The organism is Euzebya pacifica (assembly GCF_003344865.1).
GTDB classification, from domain to species: Bacteria; Actinomycetota; Nitriliruptoria; order Euzebyales; family Euzebyaceae; genus Euzebya; species Euzebya pacifica.
The window spans coordinates 1,577,781-1,603,369 of sequence record NZ_CP031165.1; the positions used below are offsets into that span (position 1 = coordinate 1,577,781).

29 protein-coding genes are annotated in these 25,589 nt (G+C 71.7%); 21 read left to right on the plus strand and 8 right to left on the minus strand.

Going from position 1 to position 25,589, the window contains the following annotated elements:
• Positions 1-21 precede the first annotated feature (21 nt).
• Entirely contained in the window at positions 22-1,488 is a 1,467-nt protein-coding gene (locus DVS28_RS06475; RefSeq protein WP_216826440.1) for an amidase, read from the plus strand.
• Positions 1,489-1,504: 16 nt separating this feature from the next.
• Here DVS28_RS06475 and DVS28_RS06480 read toward each other — a convergent pair whose 3' ends face one another.
• Positions 1,505-3,625 (minus strand): cell wall-binding repeat-containing protein, encoded by a 2,121-nt coding sequence (locus DVS28_RS06480; RefSeq protein WP_114590734.1) that lies wholly within the window; start codon positions 3,623-3,625, stop codon positions 1,505-1,507.
• A gap of 38 nt (positions 3,626-3,663) precedes the next feature.
• On the opposite strand from DVS28_RS06480, the gene DVS28_RS06485 reads away from it, so the two are divergent.
• The 4 genes from DVS28_RS06485 (at position 3,664) to DVS28_RS06500 (ending at position 7,370) form a co-directional block, all read left to right on the plus strand.
• The gene (locus tag DVS28_RS06485) at positions 3,664-4,302 is read left to right on the plus strand and encodes a VOC family protein (RefSeq protein WP_114590735.1); all 639 of its coding nucleotides are present in this window, start codon (positions 3,664-3,666) and stop codon (positions 4,300-4,302) included.
• Between the two features lie 127 nt (positions 4,303-4,429).
• Positions 4,430-5,278 carry an acyl-CoA thioesterase gene (locus tag DVS28_RS06490; protein ID WP_114590736.1) on the plus strand — a complete coding sequence of 283 codons (849 nt, stop codon included), beginning with the start codon at positions 4,430-4,432 and terminating at the stop codon, positions 5,276-5,278.
• 37 nt (positions 5,279-5,315) lie between these two features.
• Positions 5,316-6,590 carry an MFS transporter gene (locus DVS28_RS06495; RefSeq protein WP_114590737.1) on the plus strand — a complete coding sequence of 425 codons (1,275 nt, stop codon included), beginning with the start codon at positions 5,316-5,318 and terminating at the stop codon, positions 6,588-6,590.
• A gap of 48 nt (positions 6,591-6,638) precedes the next feature.
• The gene (locus DVS28_RS06500; RefSeq protein ID WP_164710016.1) at positions 6,639-7,370 is read left to right on the plus strand and encodes a CPBP family intramembrane glutamic endopeptidase; all 732 of its coding nucleotides are present in this window, start codon (positions 6,639-6,641) and stop codon (positions 7,368-7,370) included.
• 61 nt (positions 7,371-7,431) lie between these two features.
• On the opposite strand, the gene DVS28_RS06505 is transcribed toward DVS28_RS06500, so the two are convergent.
• Positions 7,432-8,001 (minus strand): GNAT family N-acetyltransferase, encoded by a 570-nt coding sequence (locus DVS28_RS06505; RefSeq protein ID WP_114590739.1) that lies wholly within the window; start codon positions 7,999-8,001, stop codon positions 7,432-7,434.
• Positions 8,002-8,154: 153 nt separating this feature from the next.
• Between DVS28_RS06505 and DVS28_RS06510 the strand changes: the two genes are divergently transcribed.
• The gene (locus DVS28_RS06510; RefSeq protein ID WP_216826441.1) at positions 8,155-8,904 is read left to right on the plus strand and encodes an inositol monophosphatase family protein; all 750 of its coding nucleotides are present in this window, start codon (positions 8,155-8,157) and stop codon (positions 8,902-8,904) included.
• Here DVS28_RS06510 and DVS28_RS06515 read toward each other — a convergent pair.
• The gene (locus DVS28_RS06515) at positions 8,889-9,752 is read right to left on the minus strand and encodes a lipase family protein (RefSeq protein ID WP_114590740.1); all 864 of its coding nucleotides are present in this window, start codon (positions 9,750-9,752) and stop codon (positions 8,889-8,891) included. The two genes, DVS28_RS06510 and DVS28_RS06515, sit on opposite strands and share 16 nt — an antisense overlap.
• A 90-nt stretch (positions 9,753-9,842) precedes the next feature.
• On the opposite strand from DVS28_RS06515, the gene DVS28_RS06520 reads away from it, so the two are divergent.
• The gene (locus tag DVS28_RS06520; protein WP_114590741.1) at positions 9,843-11,384 is read left to right on the plus strand and encodes a flavin-containing monooxygenase; all 1,542 of its coding nucleotides are present in this window, start codon (positions 9,843-9,845) and stop codon (positions 11,382-11,384) included.
• 7 nt (positions 11,385-11,391) lie between these two features.
• Here DVS28_RS06520 and DVS28_RS06525 read toward each other — a convergent pair whose 3' ends face one another.
• Complete coding sequence (locus DVS28_RS06525) at positions 11,392-12,027, minus strand: YdcF family protein (RefSeq protein WP_164710017.1); 636 nt, start codon at positions 12,025-12,027, stop codon at positions 11,392-11,394.
• Between the two features lie 111 nt (positions 12,028-12,138).
• Here DVS28_RS06525 and DVS28_RS06530 point away from each other — a divergent pair, with 111 nt between their 5' ends.
• The gene (locus DVS28_RS06530; RefSeq protein ID WP_216826442.1) at positions 12,139-12,840 is read left to right on the plus strand and encodes an alpha/beta family hydrolase; all 702 of its coding nucleotides are present in this window, start codon (positions 12,139-12,141) and stop codon (positions 12,838-12,840) included.
• Positions 12,841-12,923: 83 nt separating this feature from the next.
• On the opposite strand, the gene DVS28_RS06535 is transcribed toward DVS28_RS06530, so the two are convergent.
• The 4 genes from DVS28_RS06535 to DVS28_RS06550 all read right to left on the minus strand — a co-directional run bounded on the left by DVS28_RS06535 (position 12,924) and on the right by DVS28_RS06550 (position 16,343).
• Positions 12,924-13,595 carry a DUF3024 domain-containing protein gene (locus DVS28_RS06535; protein WP_114590744.1) on the minus strand — a complete coding sequence of 224 codons (672 nt, stop codon included), beginning with the start codon at positions 13,593-13,595 and terminating at the stop codon, positions 12,924-12,926.
• Positions 13,596-13,664: 69 nt separating this feature from the next.
• Positions 13,665-14,198: an NUDIX hydrolase gene (locus DVS28_RS06540; protein WP_216826443.1), complete on the minus strand. Its 534-nt coding sequence runs from the start codon at positions 14,196-14,198 to the stop codon at positions 13,665-13,667.
• Between the two features lie 34 nt (positions 14,199-14,232).
• Complete coding sequence (locus tag DVS28_RS06545) at positions 14,233-15,651, minus strand: NAD(P)-dependent malic enzyme (protein WP_114590746.1); 1,419 nt, start codon at positions 15,649-15,651, stop codon at positions 14,233-14,235.
• A 26-nt stretch (positions 15,652-15,677) separates the two neighbouring features.
• The gene (locus tag DVS28_RS06550) at positions 15,678-16,343 is read right to left on the minus strand and encodes a metal-dependent transcriptional regulator (protein WP_114590747.1); all 666 of its coding nucleotides are present in this window, start codon (positions 16,341-16,343) and stop codon (positions 15,678-15,680) included.
• A 119-nt stretch (positions 16,344-16,462) separates the two neighbouring features.
• Here DVS28_RS06550 and DVS28_RS06555 point away from each other — a divergent pair, with 119 nt between their 5' ends.
• The 13 genes from DVS28_RS06555 to DVS28_RS06615 all read left to right on the plus strand — a co-directional run bounded on the left by DVS28_RS06555 (position 16,463) and on the right by DVS28_RS06615 (position 25,551).
• The gene (locus tag DVS28_RS06555; RefSeq protein ID WP_114590748.1) at positions 16,463-17,014 is read left to right on the plus strand and encodes a hypothetical protein; all 552 of its coding nucleotides are present in this window, start codon (positions 16,463-16,465) and stop codon (positions 17,012-17,014) included.
• A 24-nt stretch (positions 17,015-17,038) separates the two neighbouring features.
• A protein-coding gene (gene prfB / locus DVS28_RS06560; RefSeq protein ID WP_425461039.1) for a peptide chain release factor 2 occupies positions 17,039-18,173 on the plus strand; the annotation gives its coding sequence in 2 pieces (ribosomal slippage) (positions 17,039-17,098 and positions 17,100-18,173; 1,134 coding nt in all).
• Positions 18,160-18,753: a hypothetical protein gene (locus DVS28_RS06565; protein ID WP_164710019.1), complete on the plus strand. Its 594-nt coding sequence runs from the start codon at positions 18,160-18,162 to the stop codon at positions 18,751-18,753. The genes prfB and DVS28_RS06565 overlap by 14 nt, the downstream gene beginning before the upstream one ends.
• Positions 18,750-19,523: a hypothetical protein gene (locus DVS28_RS06570; protein WP_114590751.1), complete on the plus strand. Its 774-nt coding sequence runs from the start codon at positions 18,750-18,752 to the stop codon at positions 19,521-19,523. The genes DVS28_RS06565 and DVS28_RS06570 overlap by 4 nt, the downstream gene beginning before the upstream one ends.
• 46 nt (positions 19,524-19,569) lie before the next feature.
• Entirely contained in the window at positions 19,570-20,223 is a 654-nt protein-coding gene (locus tag DVS28_RS06575; protein WP_114590752.1) for a hypothetical protein, read from the plus strand.
• Complete coding sequence (locus tag DVS28_RS06580) at positions 20,220-20,852, plus strand: hypothetical protein (RefSeq protein WP_114590753.1); 633 nt, start codon at positions 20,220-20,222, stop codon at positions 20,850-20,852. The genes DVS28_RS06575 and DVS28_RS06580 overlap by 4 nt, the downstream gene beginning before the upstream one ends.
• The gene (locus DVS28_RS06585; protein ID WP_114590754.1) at positions 20,849-21,211 is read left to right on the plus strand and encodes a hypothetical protein; all 363 of its coding nucleotides are present in this window, start codon (positions 20,849-20,851) and stop codon (positions 21,209-21,211) included. Before DVS28_RS06580 ends, DVS28_RS06585 begins: the two co-directional genes overlap by 4 nt.
• Complete coding sequence (locus DVS28_RS06590) at positions 21,204-21,947, plus strand: YqjF family protein (RefSeq protein ID WP_114590755.1); 744 nt, start codon at positions 21,204-21,206, stop codon at positions 21,945-21,947. Before DVS28_RS06585 ends, DVS28_RS06590 begins: the two co-directional genes overlap by 8 nt.
• Positions 21,948-22,043: 96 nt before the next feature.
• Positions 22,044-23,006, plus strand: a complete 963-nt coding sequence (gene paaA / locus DVS28_RS06595) for a 1,2-phenylacetyl-CoA epoxidase subunit PaaA (RefSeq protein ID WP_114590756.1) — start codon at positions 22,044-22,046, stop codon at positions 23,004-23,006.
• The gene (locus DVS28_RS06600) at positions 23,006-23,329 is read left to right on the plus strand and encodes a hypothetical protein (protein WP_114590757.1); all 324 of its coding nucleotides are present in this window, start codon (positions 23,006-23,008) and stop codon (positions 23,327-23,329) included. The genes paaA and DVS28_RS06600 overlap by 1 nt, the downstream gene beginning before the upstream one ends.
• A 5-nt stretch (positions 23,330-23,334) precedes the next feature.
• Complete coding sequence (gene paaC, locus DVS28_RS06605; RefSeq protein WP_164710020.1) at positions 23,335-24,135, plus strand: 1,2-phenylacetyl-CoA epoxidase subunit PaaC; 801 nt, start codon at positions 23,335-23,337, stop codon at positions 24,133-24,135.
• Positions 24,135-24,665, plus strand: a complete 531-nt coding sequence (gene paaD / locus DVS28_RS06610; protein WP_164710021.1) for a 1,2-phenylacetyl-CoA epoxidase subunit PaaD — start codon at positions 24,135-24,137, stop codon at positions 24,663-24,665. The genes paaC and paaD overlap by 1 nt, the downstream gene beginning before the upstream one ends.
• Positions 24,666-24,780: 115 nt before the next feature.
• A complete protein-coding gene (locus DVS28_RS06615) occupies positions 24,781-25,551 on the plus strand; it encodes a hypothetical protein (RefSeq protein ID WP_114590760.1) in 771 nt (256 codons plus the stop codon).
• Positions 25,552-25,589: the final 38 nt, after the last annotated feature.

Sequence of the window (25,589 nt, forward strand, 5' to 3'; positions counted from 1 at the left end):
GCGAGTAGCGTTCCCGGGCACATGAGCGACGCCGTCCCCACCGCTGTTCCCGATCCCGTCCCCGATCCCGATGCCCGTCCCCGGGTCGTCGCCGACGGGCCGATGGCGGACTGGGACGCCGTGGGGACCGCGCGTCGGATCACCGGCGGCGACGTCACGGCGACGGAGGTGCTCGACGCGGCGCTGGCAAGGCTCGCGGAGGTCGACACGAGGATCGGCGGTTTGTTCCACCTCGACGGGAACCGCGCCCACGAGGTCCTGGCACGCCGCCAGCGCACGGGCGACACCGACCGTCCGCTGCACGGGGTGCCGACCGCGGTCAAGGACCTGGACCAGCTGGCGGGCATGCCGACGTCGTTCGGCAGCCGGGCGACCGCTGGCCACGTGTCGGGTCGGACCGACGCCCCCGTCCGCCAGTTCGTGGACACGGGCCTGATCGCGGTGGGGAAGTCCGCGGCGCCGGAGTTCGGCATGACCGCCACGGGGGAGGGGCTGGGCTTCGCGCCGACGCGCAACCCGTGGGACCCCCAGCACACCGTCGGCGGGTCCTCCTCGGGGGCGGCCGCCCTGGTGGCCGCACGGGCGCTGCCGATCGCCCACGCGGTCGACGGTGGTGGGTCCATCCGCATCCCCGCCGCCTGTGCCGGGCTGGTCGGGTTGAAGCCCACCTACGGTCGGCTGGTCGAGGACGAGGACATGCGCGGCCTTCCCGTGAAGGTCGTCTCCCACGGCGTGGTCACCCGGTCGGTGCGCGACACCGCTGCGTTCCTGGCCGCCGCCGAGCGAACCTTCCGCAACCCCACGATGCCGTCGATCGCCGGGGTGGACGGGCCGGGCCTCGGGTCGATGCGCCGTGTGGCGATGATCACCGAGTCGGCCACCGGTCCGGTGGACGGCGAGGTCCTCGAGGCCGTCGAGCGGACCGGCGCAGCGCTGGAGACACTCGGCCACCGGGTCGAGCCCGTGGTCCTGCCGTTCCCCTCCACCTTGGCCGAGGACTTCCTCCTCTACTGGGGTGCGCTTGCCCAGGGCGTCACGGTCACCGGGTACGCCAAGGTCGGCAGGGCCTTCGCGCCCGAGCAGCTGGACCCGTGGACGCGAGGGCTTGCCGGGCACTTCCGGTCCAACCTGCATCGCTTCCCCGGCGCGATCCGCCGGCTGCGGGCCTTCCGGCACGACTACGCCACGTTCACCGAGCGGTACCACGTGGTGCTGGGTCCCACGCTGGGCACCCTGCCGCCGGAGCTGGGCTGGTTGTCGGTCGAGCTGCCGTTCGAGGACTACCGGGAACGGGTCGAGCGGTTCGTGCCCTTCACCCCGGCCTGGAACGTCTCCGGCGCCCCCGCGGTGTCGTTGCCGATGGCGCTGAGCCGGTCGGGCCTGCCGATCGGCGTGCACCTCGGGGCGGCGCACGGGGACGACCGGACCCTGCTCGAGCTGGCGTTCGCGCTGGAGGCGTCGGCAGGGTTCAACCGGCCGCTCGGCTGATCAGTCGGGCCGCGTGTCAGTCGGGCAGGGCGTCGCTGACCTGCTGGCGGACCGCGGGGCCAATGACGGCGTCGCCGCCGGCCACCACCGCCCAGGCCGCACCGTCGGCCACGGCCAACGCGTCCCGCGTCGCCTCAGGAACCGCATCGCGACCGACCAGCAGGACCGGGGCCCCGTCGACCGATGCCGGCGCACCGGCCACCACGGCGTCGGGGAAGTCGTCGCTGCGGGCCACGTACACCGTGGGCGCACCGTCGAAGTCCTCCAGCGCGGCGACGGCAGCCGCGGTCGCGACCCGGTCGGGCCCTGCCACGCGGGTGACCGGGCCGCCGGTGATCGCCGCGATGGCGTCGGCCACTGCGTCGTCGACCGCAGCGGTCCCACCGACGATGACCACCTGCAGCGGGTCGCCGCCGGGCAGCCCGGTGCCGTCGGCCAGCCGCTGGAGCTCGGCAGCCGTGGCCTCGGGCAGCGTGCCGGCTTCGGTCAGCAGCAGCGGCGCCTGCCGGGCGGCCGCGAGGGGGCCGGCGGCCAGCGCATCGGGGAACCGTTCGCCGGACGTCACCACGACCGTCTCGGCGGCGTCGAAGCGTGCGGCGCTGACCGCCGCCGCCCGTTGGTAGGCGTCCCCGCTGCCGATCCGTTGGACGTCGTCGGCCGCGAATCCGAGGGTCGCCAGGGCCTCCTCCACCCCTGTACCGATCACCGTCTCGTCGCCCACGATCACCACGGTGGAGGGGCGGAGCCGGTGCAGCTCGTCGGCCACCACGGCCGGGATGCTGTCGGGCCGGACGGTCAGGACCGGCGACGCGGTCAGGGCCGCGGCCGGGACGGCTGCCAGCGCGTCGCTGTATGACTCACCGGTGGCCAGCCACACCTCGTCGGCGCCGGGTGCGAACCGGGCCTGGGACAGCCGAACGGCCGTGGCATGGCGCTCCGAGCCCCATCGGCGATCGATCCGCTGGGTCGCGCAGGCGCTGCCGGGTGTCTCGTCGGCCCACAGCGGGTCGTGGATGTCGAAGGCCACCGGGATCATGTACTCGTCGGGGTCGACCAGGAAGCGGGTCGCGGGCTGGCCGATGCCGAGCTCGGTGTTCTCGACCTTCCACAGCGGGACGTACTGGGCTTGGCCGGCGGAGATCACCGGCGCCCACGCGTCGCCGTGCTGAGGCAGGTAGACCTTGGGCTGGACCGCGTCGACGTACAGGCGGGGGTCCTGCAGGCCCGAGACGACCTGGTCGAACCCGAGGATGGCGTTGGACATCACGTCCACGCAGCCGGGGAAGGCACCGAGCGCCTCGCCGACGGCCGGGTCGGTGAAGATCGGCCCGGAGGAGTTGCCCCACAACAGCGTGAAGTCGCCGGCGACGAAGTGGTACATCCACGTGCCGCCCTGCTGGTCGGACTGTGATGCGACGAACCTGGCGAGCTCCTCGGGGTCGTCGGCGAAGTGCTCGATGTAGGGCGCTGGGTCGAACACCGGCACCTGGGGGTTGGGCTGGTTGTCCGGGCCGGGCGGGGTGGCCGCGGAGTGGATGTGCTGCAGCACCGTGATGGGCTCGGTGTCGGCGAACAGCTGCAGCGGCTGGGCGGTGCCCGGCGCGGGGGTGTCGGCCGTGCCGGTGATCACGCAGGTGATCGTGTTGCCCTCGGCGGTCGCGTCGGCCTCGGCGTTGTCGCAGATCTCCTCGCTGCCCACGATCGGGGCGCCCGTCCGCCCGGCGACGTACCCGGCGTCGGCGGCGTGGTCGAAATGGCCGTGTCCGATCAGGATCGCCTCGGGCTCCAGGGCCGCCAGCTCCTCGCGGCCGATGGGGGCGTAGTCGTTGGTCGCCCCGATGATCTCCCAGGCGTCGAGGAGCAGCAGGTGACCTCGGTAGGTCAGGACGAACCCGGACACCCCGAACCAGTGCATGGTGACCGTGTCGGGATCCAGCGCGTCGGGACCGAGCAGCTCCGCGCGCAGGGCCTGCGCCTCGGCGCTGACCTCGGCCTGCCCCGCGGCGGGCAGCGGGGTCCAGTCCGCGAGCGCCACGCGGGTCGCGCCCTCTTGGGCGGTCACCGCCTCGTTGGGGGTGGCGGTCACCACCACGAGGACCACGAGGAGGACGGACAGCAGGGTGGAGGCGGCTCGCATCAGCGCATTGTTGCCGATCGTGATGCCAGAATCGCGGTATGCAGCCGACCACCCTCACCGCCGTGCACGTCGCCGACGATCCGCTGGCCTGGCAGCGGGCCGGCTTCACCGTCGCGGCCGGGGTCGTCCACCTCGGCGGGCTGGCTGTCGTGCTCGGGGCCGAGGGCGAGGCGGGGGTGACCGGCTGGTCGTTGGACCCAGTGACCGACCACGTCGACGGCCTGCCGGTCCTCCCCCCGCCCGCCAGCGGCGACGACCTGCTGGCGGGACAGCCGGCCCACGCCAACACCGCCACGGTGCTGGACCACCTCGTCATCGGCACACCGGCGCCGGATCGCACGACCGCGGCGTTGGAGGGACTGGGCTGGTCGGTCTCGCGCAGCGCCGCCCACCCCACGCTCGACCGGGCCATGCGGTTCCTCGTCGTGCCGACCCCCGACGGTCGCACGGTGCTTGAGGTGATGGCGCCCTCCGCCCCGCGCCCCGACGACCGTCCGGCGCGGTTCTGGGGACTGGCCGTGACGGTGGCCGACCTCGACGCCGCCGTGGCGCTGCTCGGCCCCGACCACATCGGCCGAGCCAAGGACGCCGTGCAACCCGGCCGCAGGATCGCGACGGTGCGTGGTGAACGGCTGGGCATCAGCGTTCCCCTCGCCTTGATGTCGCCACGTCCCTGACACGGCTGGCCCCTGACACGGCCGGCCCTGGCCCGGCTGGCGGGGACCGGTCGGCCGGGTCGGTCGCCGGGGTCGGTCAGCACGGGAGGGCTGCCGCGGATGGCACGGCCTGCGACACTCTGGCCCCATGGAGACCCCGCCGTCGACGTTGCTGCAGCTGCTGGACATCGAGACCCTGGACGTGGACCTCTTCCGCGGCACCGCACCCAACACCGACGTGCAGCGCACCTTCGGTGGCCACGTCGCCGCCCAGTCGCTCGTCGCGGCCGTCCGTACCGTGCAGGAGGAACGCAGCGTCCACTCGTTGCACGCCTACTTCCTGCGTCCGGGCTCCCCCAAGCACAACATCATCTACACCGTGGACCGCATCCGTGACGGCCGGTCGTTCTCGACCCGACGCGTGGTGGCCACCCAGCAGGGCAAAGCCATCTTCCACCTCTCCGCGTCCTTCCAGGTGCACGAGGACGGGCCCGAGCACGCCGAGGCCATGCCCGACGTGCCCTCGCCGGACGAGCTGGAGAACCTGCCCGACCAGCTGAAGCGCTACGGCGTGGACTGGCAGCCGCCACATCCGGAATGGGCGTCGATGGACATGCGCTACGTCAAGCTGCCCAACGAGGCCGCAGCGGAGCGGTCGGGGCGGCTGCAGGCGTGGATCCGATCCCTGGACACCTTCCCCGACGAGCCGCACCTGCACGCCTGCGTCCTGACCTACATGAGCGATGTCTCGCTCCTCGGGGCCTCCATCACGCCCCACGGCCTGTTCCCGGGTGGACCCGACCGGATCAGGCTGGCCTCCCTCGACCACGCCATGTGGTTCCACCGTCCCTTCCGGGCCGACGAGTGGATGCTCTACGACATGCAGTCGCCGTCGGCGTCGGGCGCCCGCGGGTTCTCGCGTGGCCAGGTGTTCACCCAGGACGGGCGGATGGTCGCTTCTGTCGTGCAGGAGGGCCTGACGAGGCCCAAGGCATGACGGGCCGCAGGTCCGGCCGGACGGCGTTGCGGACGCCATGAGCCAGTCCGACGCCACGAGCCAGTTCGACGCCGGTGCGGCGGCCCCGACGGCCGCTGCCGATCCTCCCGGACGCTGGCGGGCCCTGACGGTGCTGTCGGCGGCGATGATCCTGTCCATGGCGACGTGGTTCTCCGCGGCCGCCGTGCTGCCGCAGCTTCGCGAGGACCTCGGCATCAGCGCCGCGCAGGGGTCGCTGCTGACCATCGCGGTGCAGCTGGGGTTCGTCGTCGGCGCCGTGGCCACGGCCGCGACCAACCTCGCGGACCTGGTCCGGGCACGTCGGCTGGTCCTGCTCGGCACCATCGGGGCGGCGGCCGCCAACCTGGGCCTGCTCGCGGCGGGCTCGTTCGGCCCGGCGCTGGTGCTTCGGTTCCTGGTCGGGGCGTCGTTGTCGGGGGTCTACGGACCCAGCCTGAAGTCCATGTCGACGTGGTTCCGACAGCAGCGGGGCACGGCGCTCGGAGTGATGGTGGGGGCGCTGACCCTCGGCTCGGCGCTGCCGCACCTGGTCAACTCCTTCGGGGGGATCGACTGGCGACTGCTGATCGTGGTGACCAGCACCCTGACGGTGGCCGGTGGCCTGCTGGCCGAGCTCGGCACCGACGACGGGCCGTTCCCCTTCCCTTCCACCCCGTTCGACCCATCCAAGCTGGGGCTGGTCTTCACCGACCGCAAGGTGCGCCTCGCATCGATCGGCTACTTCGGCCACATGTACGAGCTGTACGCGATGTGGGCGTGGTTCGCGGTCTTCTTCACCGACGTGCTGGACGGCGACACCCGTGGCGCAGCCCTGGTCACCTTCGTGGTCATCGGCATGGGGGCGATCGGCAGCTGGGTCGGCGGTGTGCTGGGCGACCGGTTCTCGAGGACCACCTCGACGTCCATCGCCATGGGCATCAGCGGCACGATGGCGCTGGTCGTCGGGGCGCTGGTGGAGGCGCCGTGGCCGATCGTGCTCGTGGCAGGCCTCGTGTGGGGTTTCTGGGTGGTCGCGGACTCCGCGCAGTTCTCCGCCCTCGTGACCGAACACGCCGACCAGCGCTACGTGGGGACCGCCGTCACGATGCAGCTGGCAGTCGGCTTCACCCTGACCGTCGTCACCATCTGGCTGGTCCCGCTCGTCCGTGACGCGACGTCGTGGTGGCTGGCCTTCGCGATCCTCGTTCCCGGCCCCGTCGTCGGGGTCGTCGCCATGCAACGGCTGGCGCGGCTGGTCGCCTCGGAGTCGACCGCGTCGCCGGGCGGCGGGGCCCGGACGGCTCGCGCCTGACCGCCACTCCCCGTGTCATCCGTGGCGCTCGGGGTACACAGGAGCATCGTGTCCATCGAACGCAGTCAGCAGCTCGACCCCCGGGCCGACCCCGAGCTCGACCGGCAGGTCGTCCGGAAGCTCGACCGGCAGGGCGTCCGCCTCGCGGTCGCTTTCGTTGGCCTGTCCGTCATCTGGGGGCTTGCGTTCAACCTGACCGGCCTGCCGTTCTTCCCGGTCGTCGTCGCCGGCGGAGTGGTAACCGGTCTGACAGGTTTCTGGGTGCGGCGGGCCAACGACGAACCCGAGCCGTCGTTTGCCCTGACGTGGCCGGTCGCCGGTCTTGCCGTCGTCGTGGCCCTGGTGCACTTCGCCGTCGGCCACCTGCTGTTCGGCCTCGCCTCCCGGGTCCTGCCGGCGTTCACCGAGACGGCGCTGGAGGTCTACCAGCGCACCGGCACCCTGCCGGTCTGGGGTCAGCTGCTGCTCGGCGGCGTGCTGACCGCGGGGCTGGAGGAGGTGTTCTGGCGTGGGGCCTTCACCACCATGGTGGCCGACCGGGTGCGTCCCCACCTGCCCGATGGCCTCGGCCGCAAGCGTCAGGGCTTCGCGCTGGTGGTGGTCTCCACCGCCGGCTACGCGCTGTTCCACGTCGCGACCCTCAAGCTGGCCCTGATCGCCGCCGCCGCACTGGGTGGCCTGGTGTGGGGCAGCCTGCTGCTGGTCACGAGGTCGGTCGGCGCGACGATCATCGCCCACGTCCTGTGGACCTGCTTGATGATCCTCTTCCCCCCGACCTGACCCGTTCCCGGGGCCGGTACGGGTGTGGTCAGCCGGTGGTCAGCCGGTGGTCAGTTGGTGGTCAGCCGAGGACGTCGAGGTACCACGGTGGCGGTTCGGCGGGTGGTCCCTCCGGTGGGAACCACGCGTCGGCGTCGGGCACCAGGTTGCGCTGGAACGCCCACCCGACGCCGGCCGGGAACAACACGTCGCGGTCGCGCCGTCGCGTGAAGCCCATGCGCTCGTACATCGCGTGGGCCGCCGGCATCCAGATCATCGAGTAGATCGACAGCCGCCGGCGACCACGCTCGGTCGCCGTGTCGATGCATCGCTGGACCAGGGTTCGTCCGACGCCGAGCCCCTGCGCGGCGGGGGCGACGCCGAGCATGCGGAAGCCGCAGTCGCCGTGGGTGTCGTCCTCGAGGTTGGGGTCACCGGCATCGGTGAACGTGACGCTGCCGAGGACGCGGTCACCGTCGACGGCCACCCACACCTCCGACCCTGCCTCAGCCCGGGCCGCGGTGTCCTCGATCCGGATGCGGTAGGGCCCCTCGATGCGCCCGGCCGCGTCGTAGGCCGCCAGCACGATGCGGCCGGTCTCGACGTACTCCTCGGGGCGGACGGGGCGGACGACCAACGTGCTCGGCTGCATCGCCGGCCAAGGTACCCGGACGGTTGTCGCGCGATCACGACGGGCGGCCGGTTTCCCGACACGCGTCGGGGTTGAGGGCTCGGGCAGGGGTGACGGGTGTCGGGCGATCACGACGGGCGGCCCGTTGTCCGACAGGCGTCTATCGTCGGCGCCGTGCAGGACCTCATGGAGTTCGCAGTCGACATCGCCCGTGACGCGGGTCGGGTGATCCTCGGCCACTACCGCGACAGCAGCCTCGCCGTGGACCACAAGGCCGACGACTCGCCGGTCACCGTCGCCGACCGGGCTGCCGAGACGTTGCTTCGCCAGCGGATCACGGCGGCCTTCCCCGACGACGCCATCGTGGGGGAGGAGCACGACGACGTCCCCGGCACCAGTGGCCGCACGTGGTACCTCGACCCCATCGACGGCACCAAGTCCTTCGTGCACGGGGTCCCGCTGTTCACGACGTTGATCGCCTGTGACGACGCCGACGGGCCGCTGGTCGGCCTGATCGCCGCCCCGGCGCTGGAGGAGATCACCGTCGCCGGACGCGGGGCAGGGTGCTTCCACCAGGACGCCCCTGCACGGGTCAGCCAGACCACCGACCTCAGCCGGGCCTACGTCATGACGAGCGGGTTCGAGTGGTGGCCCGACCACCTGCGCGAGCGGGCGGCAACCTCACCGTTCACGATGCGGACCTGGGGCGACGGGTACGGCTACTCCCTCGTGGCGACCGGCAGGGTCGAGGCGATGATCGACCCCGAGGCGGCCGTCTGGGACCTGGCGCCGCTGCCGGTCATCATGACCGAGGCCGGTGGCCGGTTCAGCAGCCTCGACGGTGGCACCAGCGCCCACGCCCAGTCGGCGCTGGCCTCCAACGGGCACCTCCACGACGCCCTGCTGGACTACTTCGCCGACTGATCCTGCGCGGACCGCCTCGACGACCGCTGTCCGGCATCCCTCCGCTCGAGGTTGGCCGCGATGTGGGCGACGTAGTCGAGGACGAGGTGGTCCTGCAGGTTGTCGACGCGGCCGCGCTTCAGCCCCTCGACGAACCCACGCCAGCGGTCCTGCGCGATGGCCTTGCGTGACAGCTTCCGCAGGACCCCGTCGGCGTCGAGGTACTGCAGATTCCCGACGTGCTGGTAGCCCATCCACATCGGCGGCACGCGTGCCACGACGTCGTTGTTGTTGACCCAGCGGAGGATGTCGAGGTCGGCATGGCTGACGTAGCGCTTGGTGCCCACGCGTGGTGCCCCGAACGTGATGACCTGGACGGGATGGATCGGGATGTCCTCGAGCTCGCAGCGGCCGGCGCAGATCATCGCCATCGCACCACCGAGGGAGTGACCGGTGAACCAGACGTCGCGACCGTCCGCCACGAGGTGGTCCTTGACCAGCGGCCACAGGTCGTCGACCTCGCGCTTGAAGCCGCGGTGCACCCGGCCGACGGTCTCCGCCAGGTCGGTCAGGGCGTTGGCGTCGGCCTTGACGTCGTTCCACTCGTGCGGTTCGGTCCCCCGGCAGGCGACCACCCGGTCGTGCTCGCTGAGGAACACCGTGGCCTGGGCCCCGTCGCGGTCGATGAACTCGATGTCGGCGAACCCCATGACCTCGGCGGGTTCGTCGGCGTCGTGGCCGTCGAGGTAGGCGATCATCGACAGCTCGGCCATGGCGAGGGCCTTGGTCAGGTCGTCCAGCTCGGACAGTCGGCGACCGTCCAGGCGGGTGTGCAGCTCGTCGGCGGTGGGGGCGGGGCGACTGGCCATGCCCCCGAAGGGTAGGAAACGACGACACGGGGCCACAAACCCCAGCCCGACGACCGGTCCGCCCGATCGGATGTGCCATCATTCCATGGCATGAACGTTGCTGTGCGTCCCGCGTCGTCGCCAACCCGGAGCGATCCTGCTGCCGTCGACCACCAGGTCGTGGTCGTCGGGGCCGGGTTCGGCGGCATGGGCATCGCCATCCAGCTGCGCCGTGACGGCATCGAGGACTTCGTGATCCTCGACCGCGAGGACGGCGTCGGCGGGACCTGGCACGTCAACCGCTACCCGGGCCTGGCCGTCGACATCGCCTCGGTCACCTACTCCTACAGCTTCGCGCCCAACCCCTCGTGGTCCCGGGTGTTCGCGCCGGGGGAGGAGCTGAGGGCCTACGCCAACCGCATCGCCGACGACCACGACCTGCGCCGGCACCTGCGGCTGTCCATCAACGTCACCGGGGTCCGATGGGAGGAGGAGGGGCAGCGCTGGCACGTCGACATCGACGGCCAGCCCGGCCTGACCTGCCGGTACCTGGTGATGGCCACCGGGTTCCTGTCCCACCTCAAGGTCCCCGACATCCCCGGCCTGCACGACTTCGCGGGCGACGTCATGCACACCGCCCGGTGGGACGACGACGTCGAGATCGACGGTCGACGGGTGGCCATCATCGGCACCGGGGCCACGTCGGTGCAGCTCGTCCCGGAGCTGACGGCCCGGGCCGCCCACCTCGACGTCTACCAGCGGACCCCGATCTGGTGCGTACCCAAGGTGGACGGCCCCATCCCACGGCCGTTGCGGACGGTGTTCCGTCACCTCCCCCTCGTCCAGCGCCTTGCCCGGCACGCCAACAGCGGGCTGCTGGAGCTGCTCAGCCTGTCGGTGCTGTTCCACCGCGACGCGCCGGCCCTGACCGCGTTCGCCGAGCGGCTCGGACGGGCGCACATTCGTCGGCAGGTCCGGGACCCCGAGCTGCGCCGGAAGCTGACGCCGACCTACGAGTTCGGCTGCAAGCGGCCGACGTTCTCCAACGACTACTACCCCTGCTTCGCCGAGGACCACGTCGACCTGGTGACCGACGGAATCCAACGGATCGACGCCGACGGCATCACGACCACCGACGGGGTCCACCACCCAGCCGACGTGCTGGTGCTGGCGACGGGATTCCGGCTGATGGAGGAGGGGAACTACCCGCCGTTCCCGGTCCTCGGGCGTGACGGTCGGGACCTGGGGACGCAGTGGCGCACGACGCGGTTCACGTCCTACGAGGGCATCACCGTCCACGGCTACCCCAACCTCTTTTACCTCCCCGCGCCCTACACCTACTCGGGCCTGTCGTACTTCTTCACCGTCGAGGCGCAGATGGCCCACGTCTCGCGGGTCATGGGCCACCTCCGACGGACGGGCACGCAGGTGTTCGAGGCCACCGCCGAGGCCGAAGGTCGCTACGTCGAGGGCATGCGTCGCAGCGCCGCCCGCAGCCTGTTCACCAGCGGCGACTGCGGCCGGGCCAACAGCTACTACTTCAACGAGCAGGGTGAGGCCGCGATCGCCAGGCTGTCGCCGACCCCGATGGCGGGTGTGCGGGCACGGACCTTCGACCTCGACGACTATCGCTGGACGGCACCCCCAGCCTGACGGACCGTCAGATACCCGGGACGATCGAGGCCGTCGCCAGGTTGTCCAGCCGACGGAACCCGATCAGCCTGCCCACGGCCAGCCCCGCGGTCTCGCGGACCATCTGCTGCAGCGCGGACGCGGTCCCGTACGGCGACTCCTCCGCCGGAGAGGGATGGGGGTCCAGCCCCACCGACCGGGCGATCTCGGCGCTGCGCTGCAGGTGCCAGCCGTCGGAGACCAGGATCACGTCGGTGATCCCCTCGGCGCGCATGAACCGGGCCGATGCCGCGAGCGATTCGTACGACGTGCGCCCGTCGACCTCCAGCCGCAGGGCCGTGTCCGGGACCCCCCGAGCCTGCAGGTAGGCGTCAGCGGCGTTGGCCTCCGACAGGGTGTCGCCCGGCTGGCGGCCGCCGGTCACCACCACGACGGGCGCCAAGCCCTCGGCGTACAGATCCGCCGCATGGTCCAGGCGGGCGGCGAAGACGGGGGACGGGCGGCCCTGGTACTGCGCAGCGCCCAGGACCAGGATCGCGTCGGACGGCTCGGACTGGTCGCGGACAGCCGTGACCGCGATCTGGACGAACGTGAGCGCGGCGTAGAGCAGCACGGTCACGAGCACCCAGACCAGCACGCGTACGGGCAGCGACAGGCGGGTCATCGGTTCGTCCTCCGACGCTACCCTCCGGACCTCGTGGCAACAGGTCCTTTCGGCCCGGCCACTCCACCTGTCCAGCCACCCAACGACAGCCACCCTGCAGACGAGGTCCCCGTGCCCGAACCCCGCACCATCACCGTCCCCCTGACGCCGCCCCAGTCGGTGGAGTCCACGACCGCCCAGGTGTGGGACGGCAGCGATCCCGACGCCGCGGCGATCGTGCTGGCCCACGGCGCCGGGACCGACATGACCCACCGGCTGATGCAGCGGCACGCCGCGGACCTCGTCGGCCGCGGTCATGCCGTGGCCCTGTTCAACTTCGCCTACACCGAGCGGGGTGGCCGACGTCCCGATCCCGCGCCACGGCTGGAGCAGGCGTGGCGCGACGTGATCGCCGCACTGCGGCCGGCGCTCGGCGCCGACCGCCCGTTGGTCATCGGCGGCCGTTCGATGGGCGGCCGGATCGCGAGCATGGTGGCGGTGGACGCGGAGTCCCTCGGCGTGGACGGGGTGGCGTGCCTGGCCTATCCGCTGCACCCGCCGGGCAAGCCCGAGAAGCTGCGGGTGGCCCACTGGCCGTCGCTCACCCGACCGATCCTTCTGCTCAGCGGTGACCGCGACAGCTTGGCCCCGCTGGACAGCCTCAGGGCACAGCTGGAGGCGGCGATGCCCGACGGCCTGGCGACCCTGCACGTGGTCGCGGGCGCGGATCACTCCTACCGGGTCCGCAAGTCCGACGGCAGGACCGAGGACGAGGTCTGCATCGAGGTCGCCGACGTCATCAGCGACTGGAGCCAGCAGCTCCGCACCGGCTGACCGTCGCGTCGGTCCGGGCACCCCGGCTCCCGGCACCCCGGCTCCCGGCACCACGCACCCCGGCTCCGGGCACCCGAGGCGGGTCAGCCCAGCGGCCAGTCAGGCATGCTGTCGCCGACGGCCAGGTCGTCGGGCGGCCCCTGGGACCCCCAGAAATGGTGCAGGGGGTCGGCCCTGACGGCGTCCAGGCAGGCCGACAACGACTGGCGACGTCGGCGCCCACGGACAACCACCGGCCACCATTCGCCCTGCACCGCACGACGGTAGAGGTGCCATCGTCCGTCGTCGGTCCGGCGCAGCTGCATCAACGGGTGGGACTCCAGCACACCGGTGGGGTCGCCGGTGGGACGCATCCACCAGACGGTCAGGCGGTTGCGCCAGACGTCGACCCGCAGCGCGTCGAGGGGGAAGTGGCGCCGACGCCACGTCTCGATCACGTCGCCGGCGCGCTCCATCAGGCCCTGGTCGACGGGGATCGCCGGGCCGAGCGCGTCGATCCCCGGCCGTCCGGCCTCGGCCCATGCATCGGCCAGCAGGCGCAGCCGCCGCGGTGCGACGTCGTGATCCTGCGCCAGGCGCTCGAAACGCGACACGTCACGCCGCCGGAGGCGGTCGGCTCGACGGGCCAGCCGGGCGGTCGCGGGAGTCGTCAGGTCGTCCAGCGGATCCCTCGGCCGGGTCGTCGAGGCGGGCGTGGTGATGTCGAGGGTGACGTGAAGGTCATCCTCGGCCCTCGTCCGCTCGTGGCTCGACATCCTCCGTTCAGCATGGCGGAATGCAACCGCCGCGTCCATGACCAACAGTGACATGGGCGACGTGGCGATTCATGTATTCGGCGGTCCCTGGACGCTGCGTAGTCCGAGGAGGGCCCCACGCAACCCTTCGTCAGCACGGTCGATCGCGGCATCCCAGCCGAACCATGCCACGTCCTGTGACTCCTCCGGCGGCGGGTCGGGATCGTCCGGGGCGGCCTGGACCAGGTAGCGCAGGTCCAGGTGGCGATGGCCCCGGCCACCGTCGTGGGCATCGACGTGGACCAGCGTCGGTCCGCCGGCTGGATGGTCGACCACGAGGCCGGTCTCCTCCGTGGCCTCACGGACGGCAGCGGCCGCGGGGTCCTCACCGGGGTCGACGTGGCCGCCGGGCTGCAGCCAGATCCCCAACCGCTTGTGCTTCAGCAGCACCACGCCACGCGCCGACAGCACGATGGCGGACCCGGTGACGTGTGTGGGATCGGCGTCGATGTCCAACGGCTGCGGCAGCGTTCGCAGGCCGTGGAGGACTTCCTCGATCGACCGTGCCTCGCGGTCGTCCACGGGGTCGAGGCCGCTGACGTCCGCGATCAGCCGGGCTCGCATGGCGTGCAGTCCCTCGGCTGTCCAGCCCTGCACCTCAGGCGTCCTCGACGGGTGCGGCCCCCGACCGGGTGGCGGCCTCGGCGACGGCGGCGGCCACGACGGGCACGACCCGCCGGTCCAGCGGAGAGGGGATGATCATGTCGGGCCCTCGCTCGGCCGGGTCGACGATGCCGGCGATCGCGCGGGCGGCCGCCAGCTTCACCTCGTCGGTGACCGCCGAGGCCCGCACGTCCAGCAACCCACGGAACAGGCCGGGGAAGCACAGCACGTTGTTGATCTGGTTGGGGAAGTCGCTGCGCCCCGTGGCGACGACCGCCGCGTGCTGCCGGGCAACGGCAGGGTCGATCTCGGGGGTGGGGTTGGCCATGGCGAAGACGATCGCGTCGTCGGCCATCGTGGCGACGTCGGCCACCGAGAGGGTGTTGCCGGCCGACAGCCCGATGAAGACGTCGGCGCCGTCGAGGGCCACGGCCTTGCCACCGCGCAGGTCGCGAGGATTGGTCTGCTTGCCGAAGCGGCGGAAGATCGGGTCGCGGGCGTCCTTGCGGCGAGCGGTCACGATGCCGTCCCGATCGACGCCCACCACGTCGCTGACGCCAGCGGCCATCAGCAGGTTGGCGACCGCGATCCCGGCTGCGCCGATGCCCTGGACGACGACCCGCAGGTCCGGGCCGAGCGTCTTGCCGACGACCTCGACGGCGTTGATCAGGGCGGCCAGCACCACGACTGCGGTGCCGTGCTGGTCGTCGTGGAAGACCGGGATGTCCAGCCGCTGCCGCAGCTTGCCCTCGACCTCGAAGCACCGGGGGGCAGAGATGTCCTCCAGGTTGATACCGGCGAAGCCCGTCGACATCGCCACGATCATGTCGACCAGCCGGTCGGGATCGCGCTCGTCGAGGCAGATGGGGTAGGCATCCACCCCCGCGAAGTCCCGCATGAGGATGGCCTTGCCCTCCATGACGGGCATGGCGGCCAGCGGTCCGATGTCGCCCAGCCCCAGCACCGCCGACCCGTCGCTGACCACCGCGACGGCGTTGCGCTTGATGGTCAGGTCGTAGGCCTTCGCCGGCTCCTCGAAGATGTCCATGCAGGGGCGCGCGACGCCCGGTGTGTAGACCAAGGCCAGGTCGGTCAGGTCGTTGACCGCCGAGGTGGAGGAGATCCGCAGCTTGCCGCCGTCGTGGCGGGCGAGCACCACGTCGACGTGGTCGACGACGGCGATGCCCGGGAGTTCGCCGATCGCCGCGACGATCGCGGCGGCGTGCTCGACGGACCCGGCCCGGAAGGTCACCAGGTCGGTGTCGGCGGCCGTCGGGTCGCCGGCCAGCGCGTCCACGACCAGGCCGTCGTGGTCGTCGATGCAGGCGCGGACGACGTCCAGCCCGTCGGCGGCGCCGGTGAGGCGGACCTCGTGGGTGTGGCTGACGGAGGGCGGGGGGAACGAGGCAGTCACGACCGCGGCAGCCTACCGGTGGACGTTCAGGATGCCGCGTTGATCCACACGAGCGAGGCGGCGTCGGGGGACAGCACGACCTCCTCGGAATCCACGGTGAGCACGATGTCGCCGCCACGGGCGCTCAGCGCCGCGTCGGTGCCCGGCGCGATGCCCGCGGCGTGCAGTCGCCGCATGACGTCGACGTCAGCCTGCAGCTTCTCGCTGATCCGTTCGACGGTGCCGTGCATCGTTCCTGCGGCGGCTTCGCGGGCGGTGATCAGGTTGGTCCACGACTGTGTGTCGTCACCGGTCGGGATCGGGTTGCCGAACGGCGATGTCGTGGGGTCGCCGAGGACCTCGATCAGCCGTGCCTCGACCATGTCGGAGATCACGTGTTCCCAACGGCAGGCCTCGTTGTGGGCCTGCTCCCAGTCCAGCCCGATGACGTCGGTCAGCAACCGTTCGGCAAGGCGATGCTTGCGCATCACGCTTGCAGCCAGGTGGCGGCCGTCCTCGGTGAGGCTGACCCGCCGCTTCTCGTCCAGCTGCAGCAGCCCGTCGTCGATGAGCCGGTTCACGGTCTCGCTGACCGCGGGCGCGGACACGCCGAGGCGTTCCACGAGGCGGGCGCGCAGCGCAGGGACCCCCTCTTCCTCCAGCTCCCACACGGTGCGGAGGTACATCTCGGTTGCGTCGATCAGCGGCGTCACGTCAAGTCCTCCTCCATCTGGCTGCCGATCCTACCCGGCCGGTGCGACAACGGGAGACCGACCTGCACGTCGTCCGACCTCGACCGAGGGCCATGACGTAGGTTCACCGGCACCGATCCATGACCCACCTCATCGCCGTGCACCTGGACCTCCGCGATGTCCAGAGTGCCCGGGTCTGGGGCTGGATCAGGGCGTTGGGGCTGCAGGCGGAGATCGAGGCACGACCGTTCAGCCTCGACGTCGCCGAGCCGTGGGACTGCGAGGCGCCGACGTTCGGGCTCGAGCTGCTGATGCTGATGGAGCAGGCCCGGGATCACGGTCCCGAGGCGGTCGCGCGGCTGATCGACACGGCCTACGAGCGGATCGGGGTCGACGCGGAGTCTGCGCACGCGGAGCTGGCCATGTGGTTGCAGGTCGGGGCGGCCGCCGGGCTGCCGCTGGCGGAGTACGACGAGGAGATGGAGCGGCTGAAGGCCGAGGTCGGCTACTGGATGGCGGAGGCCCGAGAGGAGCACGGGATCCTCAGGCCACCAACGCTGGTGTTCGACGACGGAACGACCGCCTACGTCCAGCTCGACGCGCCCGTCGAGGACCCCGAGGACGCCCAGCGCTTCCTCGCCCTGGTCCTCGAGCGGCTGGCGACGATCGACGGGGCGGACAGGGGCGCGTAGCGTCGCGCGATAGCCTGCACGGACATGGCAACCGAACAGCGCAACGCCCTCGCCGAGTACCGGACCAAGCTGGCCCAGGTCAAGGAGTATCTTTGACCTGGACACCAAGCGCGCGCGCCTGAGCGAGCTGCAGCTCGAAGCGGCAGCGCCCGGGCTGTGGGACAACCCGGCTGCGGCGCAGAAGGTCACCAAGGAACTCTCGGCCGTCGAGGACGACGTGAAGGTCCACGACTCCTTCGCACAGCGGCTCGACGACCTCGAGGTGCTCGAGGAGCTCGCCGGTGAGGAGGACGACGCCGACGCGTTGGCCGAGGTCGACGAAGGGCTGGAGGGGCTGGCCAAGGACTTCGTCGAGCTCGAGACCCGTGTCCTGCTCGGCGGCGAGTACGACGGCCACGACGCCGTCGTGACCGTGCACGCCGGCGCCGGTGGCACCGACTCCCAGGACTGGGCGGAGATGCTGTACCGGATGGTGCGGCGCTGGGCGGAGGCCCACCGCTTCAAGGTCGAGGTGTACGACGAGCAGTTCGGCGACGAGGCCGGCATCCGTTCGGCCACCTTCTCCGTCGCGGGGGCCCGGGCGTACGGCTGGTTGCGGTCCGAACACGGCGTGCACCGGCTGGTGCGCATCTCCCCGTTCGACTCCCAGGCCCGACGCCACACCGCGTTCGCCTCCATCGACGTCATCCCCCAGATGGAGGAAGGCGACGAGGAGATCGAGATCGCCGACGACGACCTCCGCGTGGACGTGTACCGCTCGTCGGGACCCGGCGGGCAGGGCGTCAACACCACCGACTCGGCGGTTCGGCTGACCCACATTCCCACGGGCCTGGTCACGAGCTGCCAGAACGAACGGTCCCAGCTGCAGAACAAGGCCACGGCCATGCGGCTGCTGAAGGCCCGGTTGGCGGTCCTCGAGCGCGAGAAGCGCGAGGCCGAGCTGGCCGCGGTCCGCGGTGACCAGCGGTCCGTGGAGTGGGGCAGCCAGCTTCGTTCCTACGTCCTCCATCCCTACCAGATGGTCAAGGACCACCGGACGGGACAGGAGACCGGCAACACCCAGGCCGTGCTCGACGGGGCGCTCGACGACTTCATGACGGCCTACCTCCAGTGGCAGGCACGCGGGGGCGAGCCGGCTGGGGGAGATGATGTCGACTGACCGGTCCCCGAACCGGTCGATGCAGGTCGTCGGCGCCCCCCGCCGCAGCCTCTTCGACGCGGTCCGGCCCGCTGACGTGCAGGCGGCCGGGGACCGGATCAGGGGGCCGGGTGGTGTGGCGCTCGCGGCGCTGCGCCATGCCGGCGTCACCGGCGGCGAGCTGACCCCGGCCGACGCCGTCGTCCTCGGCGGCCGGGCGTTCGGGACCCTGCGCGAGGGGTGGATGGGGGCGGGGGAGGACGACGCCCTTGCGCTCGGCTACGGGGTGGCCGCCATCCGCAGCCGGCGGACCGCAGGCGGACGCACCTGGGTGCTGCTGCGAACCGCCGCGTTCACGCAGGGGGCCACGATGGAGGCTGCCGCGATGCTGCCCGGGCTCGACCCGGTGCGCCTGTGCCCCGTCGTGGTCGGCCCCCGCAGCGATGCGGGACGGATCGTCGGCCTGCTGCGCGCGATGGGGTTGTCGGTCCATCAGGCGGACAACGACGACGCGTGGTCGGTCCTCTCGGCCCTGGATCACGCCGTCCGTGATGCCGAGGACGGGGCGAGCGTTGTCGTGGCCACGCGGGAGGACCGGTGACCAACGAGGTCGTGGCGTCGCTGGCGCAGTCGTTCGGGGAGGTCCTGGTACGGCTGGCAGGGGAACGGCCGGGGTTGCTGGTCGTCTCGGGACCCGACACGTCGCTGGTCAGCTGGTTCACCCAGATCTGGCCCGAGCGGCTGGTGACCGTGGCCCCCGCGGCATCGCGGCTGTCGGTCGGCCAGGGCATCCGGCGCGGGGGCGGGGAAGCCATCGTCGTGCTCGACGAAACGGTCAGCGTGCTGCCGTCGGGCCTGACCGCGCCGATGGTGTTGCTGAGCGCCGACCCGATGCACCTGGGGGCTGCCCATCGCGCCGGGACGACGGTCTGCCAGCCCGGCTGGGAGCTGGACCTGCCCGCCCTGCTCATCGGGGCGTTGGGCGCCGACGAACCCGTCGTGCTGCACCTGCCGGAGCCGCTGGCGGGCCTGCCCGAGCAGCCCGACCCCGAACGCACCTCCTTCGGCGACCCGCGGGTCCTGCACCGTGGCCGTCGCGGGCTGGTCATCGGTGCCGGCCCCACCGCGCCCGTTGCGGCGTGGGTGGCCCGGCGCCTGGCCGGGCAGCAGGTCGACGTCCTGGCGCTGGACAGCCACACGATGGGTGCCGACAGCGGCGTGGACACCGAGCTCCTCGTCGACCACCTGCTGGTCGGCCCGATCGACGCGCCGCGCGCCGGTGCCCTCGACGCGGTGCGTGTTGACCCGTCCGACCTGCACGGCCTCGTCAACGCCGTCCGCAGGGCGCTCCCGGGAATGGCGCGGAGCTGAACCGACCGCGACGCCGGAACGCCGCCCTGTCCTAGGCTTGCCCGCAATGAGGGATGATCCGTACCTTCGCCTCGGGCTGCATCGCAATCCGTTCGTCGCCGAGGACTCCCCGGGGGTCGACGAGGCCGTGCGGCTGGATGTCGGTGTGCCCGACCCACCCCCCACGGGCGTCATCGAGCTCGTCGGGTGCAAGGGAGCCGGCAAGACGACCCACCTGATGGCGTGGCTGCGGGACCGTCCGGGACCCTACCGCCACGTCGACCCCGGGCTCGACCGGTTCGGGCGGTTCCCCATGCCCGAGGTCGGCGGGACCGTCGCCTGGGACGAGGTGGACCGGGTCCCCCCGCAGCTGCTGCGGCTCGCGGTCACGCGGGCACGTCGGCGTGGGGCACTCGTGCTGCTCGGCACCCATCGCCGGACGGGGCTCGCCGACCACAGCCACGTCCTGCCCGGACCGACGGCGACGACGGTCCGGGCCTTCGCCGTCCGCCGGATCGAGGCAGTCCTGGTGGACGGGACCACCGACCGGCTGGACCTGCCCGACGCCCTCGCCGCGGACATCGCTCGCCGTGCGGACGGGTGCTGGTGGACCGTGGGTACCGAGCTGCACCGCTGGGCCGCCGCGCGAGCCGATGCCGCCTCCCCCGCGGCAGATGCCGCCTCCCCCGCGGCGCCGATGCAGGTCTGGAGCGGCTCGTGACTCCCGAGCTGCCGCACACCCTCGCCTCCCGCGGTGACACCGGCCGGCTGACCGCCGTCCCGCTGGTGATCGCCGTGTTCCTCGGCGTGCTCGGCCTGGTCTTCCTCGCCGTCCCGACCTCCGGCACACGGGCCACCGGTGTGGTCCTGCTGGCCATCACCGCCTTCCTCCTGTGGATCTGGCGACGCAACAAGCGCATCACCGACCGGCTCGAGCCAGGGGTCGTCGACGTGCCCTCCACGGTCTTCTTCCTGGGCAGCCGGGTGCCCGTGCGGTTTCGACGGCTGGTCAAGCAGGGGACGACCGACACCAGCGACATCACCGCGAGGCTGGTGCTGCGGGAGTGGGTCCGGTACCGGCAGGGAACCGACACCCGCACCGCCACCGAGGAGGTCCAGTCCATCCCCGTGGAGGTGGCCCGAGCGTGGGACGGCCGGCACGTCATCGGCGAGATGCTCCTGGAGATCCCCTCCTTCCCACCCAGCTTCGAGGCCAGCGACAACAAGGTGACCTGGGAGCTGCACGTCGACATGACCTTCACCGACGGCTTCACCGAGGACTCCGTCGTCCCGCTGTGGATCGTCCCCGCGGCACAGCGCAGCGACCTCGACCGGCTGGGGCTGTCGTGATCGTCCTGGAGACCGACCGTCGCGTCGCCGTCGTCGGTGACGTCGTCCGTGCCCGGGCCAGCTGGCAGCACGACAAGGCACCGAAGGAGGTCCGGGTCGAGCTGCGCTGGTACACCGAGGGTCGCGGAACCCGCAACCGGGGGGTCGTCGACCGCGTGGTGCACACCGCCGACGCCGGGCCCATCCCACCCGTCTTCGAAGCGGTGCTCACCGTTCCCCGGGAGGGACCGGTCACCTACGACGGTTCCATGATCCGCATCCGATGGGAGGTCCACGCCACCGTCGACGTGGCATGGGCACGCGACCCCGATCAGTCGGTTCCCCTCGTCGTCCGACCCGGGGTGGCCGAGGATGGCTGAGCACGACTACCCCGACGGCTCTCCACACGTGATCGGTCGGGCTGCCGCCACCCAGGTGTGGCGCGACGTGACCATGCTGCACTGGCGGATCGAGCCTGCCCGGCTGCAGGCGCTCCTGCCCGACGGGCTCGAGCCCGACCTGTTCGACGGATCGGCCTGGGCGTCCCTGGTGCCCTTCGAGATGGTCGACCTGACCCTCCCCCCGCTGCCGGCGATCCCGCGCCTGACCACGTTCCCCGAGACCAACGTCCGCACCTACGTCCGTGGCGGGCGGGGCCCGGCGGTGTGGTTCCACTCCCTCGACGTCACCCGGGCCTGGATGCCGCCCGCCGCCCGGACGCTCTTCGGCGTGCCCTACACCTGGTCGCGCATGCGGATCCTGCGGCGAGGGCCGGCAGGGGAGGGGCAGGAGCTGCGGTACTGGTGCCGACGTCGCTGGCCCCAACCCGTCGGCGCCACGAGCCTGGTGGGCGTCCGCGTCGGCCCACCGGCCGCGCCCGACGACCTCGACCGGTTCCTCGTCAACCGCTGGGCGGCGTACAGCGTGGTCAGGGGCGTGCTGCACCATGCGCCGGTCGTCCACGATCCCTGGCCGCTGCACGAGGCGTCGACGACGGTCGTGCACGACGAGCTCGGTGCCGCAGCCGGGTTGCCGCTCGGGGACGTCGAGCGGGTCCGGTTCGCCCCCTCCGCGACGGCGGTGGTGTTCGACTGGGCACGCCCCCTCCCGGATTGACGTGTTACAGGAAACGGCAAATGGTCTATGATCGTGTAACACGACGATCGCCTGCCCGGACGTCGTCTCGCCGAACACCCGTGGAGGGCCGAGCACATGACCACGCTGGACACCGACCTCGAGCAACGAACCGCCGCGTTCGTGGAGCACGTCCAGGCGGGCGGCACCGTCGAGGCCGACGACTGGATGCCCGACGAGTACCGCCAGATGGCCATCAAGTTCATCGAGATGCACGCCAACTCCGAGCTGATGGGGGCGCTGCCGGAACGCGAGTGGATCTCCCGCGCCCCCACGCTGCGGCGGAAGATGTCGCTGACCGCCAAGGTCCAGGACGAGGTCGGCCACGGCCACCTCATCTACCGGGTTGCCGAGGACCTCGGAAAGCCCCGCCCCGAGATGTTGTCGGACCTGCTCAACAAGCGGACCAAGTTCCACAACGTCTTCCACTACCCGACCATGTCGTGGGGTGACGTCGCCGTGATCGGCTGCCTCGTCGACGGTGCGGCGATCATCACGCAGACCGCGCTGCTGACCACGTCGTTGGCCCCCTACCGGCGGGTCATGAAGCGTGTCTGTGCCGAGGAGTCCTTCCACCAGCGCCACGGCGAGGACCTGCTGCTCGAGCTCGGTGGCGGCACGGAGGCCCAGCGCGAGATGCTGCAGGACGCCGTCAACCGCTGGTGGGTGCCCGTCATGCACTTCTTCGGTCCCAAGACCCCGGCCGAGAAGGACCGGCTGCTGTACTGGCGGATCAAGACCGAGACCAACGAGGAGCTGCGGCAGCGGTTCTTCGACCGCTACGTCCCCAAGCTGTGGGACCTCGGCATCTCCATCCCCGACCCGGCGCTGTCCTACGACCCCGACGCCGACCACTGGACGTGGACCGAGCCGTCATGGGACGAGCTGCGGACCATCGCCAAGGGCAACGGGCCGATGACCGACACCCGCCTGTCGTGGCGTATCTGGATGACCGACGCCAACTCGTGGGCGCGTGAGCTGATGGGCGAGCCACGCCTGGACACCGCCGACTCGCCGGCGCTGCAGGGGGCGGGTGCCTGATGGGCCGCTACCCCGTGCTGCAGAAGCGTCGCGAGGACGACGACTGGGAGACCGTCGGCTACGTCCGTGCCCCCGACCGCGAGATGGCGCTCGGCTTCGCCCTCCACTCCTTCTTCCGCCACGGCGAAGGAGTCGACTGCGCGATCCGCGACGGCGACGACGTCGTGCCGGTCGCCGACAGCCGTGACGTCGTCGGCGCCACGGACAAGTCCTACCGGGTGTCTGCGGGCTATCCGCTCGGTCCGAAGCGTCGACGCGCCGAGCAGCGCATCGCCGACCTCGGTGTCCGCATCGAGGGCACGCGCCCGGGGGTGCACCAGTGACCCGGATGACCAACGTGCCCCGCGCCACCCGCGGATCCTGGACGGCCCCGGACGATCCGAAGCTGGCCCTCGTGCTGTCGCTCGCCGACGACGAGCTGATGATCGGGCATCGCCACTCCCACTGGACCGGGGTTGCCCCCACGTTGGAGGAGGACCTTGCCTTCTCCTCCCTGGCCCAGGACGAGATCGGGCACGCCGCGATCTGGTACGGCGTCGCCGAGGAGCTGACGGGGGAGGACGAGGACACCCTCGCCTTCGGCCGCCGGCCCGAGGAGTACCGCCACGCCGTCCTGCTGGAACGCGAACCCGGCGACTGGGCCTACACCATCGTCCGGCAGCACGCCTACGACCTGTACGACCACGTGCGCATGTCGGTGCTGACGGAGTCCACCGACGCCTCGATCAACGGGGTGCTCGGCCCGATCATGCGTGAGGAGCGGCTGCACCGTGCCCACGCCCGGGCGTGGCTCGATCGGGTTGCCGACGGCCCCGGTGACGGCATGGAGCGGATCCGTGCGGGTGCGCGACGGATGCTGGCCGAGGTCGGTGGCCTCTTCGAGACCCTCCCGTGGGAGGAGGAGCTGGTCAAGGTCGGCATCCTCCCGGTGTCCTCGCAGGGCATGTTCGAGCCGTGGCGCCAGGCGTTGGCGGAGGACTACGAACGGTTCGGCCTGACCGACACCCTCGACGCCATCGACGAGGCCGGCGGCCTCGGCGGGCGGCAGGGGACCCACACCGAGGACTTCCCCCCCATGTGGGAGGAGATGACGGCGCTGTACCGCGAGCACCCGGGGGCGACGTGGTGATGGCCGACGTCGTGACGTCTGCGCTGACCGACCTGACCGCGACCGTCCGTGCGGCCGCGGCGGCGGTCGAGGACCCGGAGATGCCGCCCGTCACCATCGGGCAGCTCGGCATGGTCCACGACGTCACCGTGGAGGGGGCACGGGCACGGGTCGAGGTCATCCCGACGTTCTCCGGCTGCCCGGCCATCGACTACATCGGTGCCGACATCGAGTCGGCCGTCCTGGGCGTGCAGGGGATCGATGACGTCGACGTGGTCTGGCGTCGTGACATCGGCTGGGGCCCCGAGCGGATCACCGAGTCCGGACGGACCACCCTGACCGAGGCGGGCATCGCCCCGCCGGGGTCCGGTCAGGCGCTCGTGCAGCTCGGCCGTCGTCGGTCCGGTGATGCCGTGGACGACGGGGTCACCTGTCCGCACTGCGGCTCGCGCAACACCCGGGACGACTCGCCGTTCGGGTCGGCGCCGTGCCGGTCGACCCACTCCTGCCGGTCGTGCAAGACCCCCTTCGACGCGATCAAGGACTTCTGACGCGTCAGCGGGAAGATTCTGTCGAACCCGTGCAGGAGAACGAGCCGCCAGGGCGAATCACCGGGAAGTGGGACCGGACGGGTGGTTCGGCACGACGAGGATGGTGGGTTCTTCAATGGGTTCTGCACGGCGGCTGCATGCGCTGGTCGCGCTCCTGCTCGTGACGGTGATGGCGCTGCCTGCGGGGGCGACGCCATCGAGCAGCGCAACGATCGAGGACGACTGCAGCGGGGACCCCACGCAGGAGGGCACGAGCGAGATCGTGCTCGCCCCCGTCGACATCTGTGCGGTCGGCATGACGCTGCTCAACGTCGACGGCCAGGTCGTGGCCACCGTGGTGATCGACGTCGCCGGCGGACTGGACGACGGTGTCCCGACCAGCCACCGCGTCGGCTGGACCGGCGAGGACGGGTGCGACCGGTACGTCGAGGCCCGCGACGAGGCCCCGACGGCGAGCTCGAGCGCCGCCATCGTGAAGGTCGACTGTGCGCGGGACCTGCAGGTCGTCAGCGACTCGACCCTCTCCCCGGATGCTTGCGTCGGGGTGGTCGATCGTCGCAGGGACTGCCTCGGTGACGCCGGTCGGGTCGTGGCCATCCCCGACGAGCAGGTCGAGCGCACCGACGACCGGATCGTGATCACCTGGGACGTCACCGCGACGCTCCCGTCCGACGTGGACGACGCCACCGTTGCGTCCCTGCAGGCCGGCGCCGTCCTCGTCGACCTCGAGGCGTGGGCGAGCGCGCGGCTCGGCCACGTGCACCAGCTCGGGCCGCAGCGGTCCGGGTCGAGCTGTGTGATGGGGTACTGCCACCGTCCCCAGGGCACCACCGACGAGCTCCGGTCGACCGCCGAGCTGGTGGTTCCCCACCCCGAGCAGGACTGACCGCCGGGGAATAGTCCCGGAGCTGGCTGGGAAAGGAA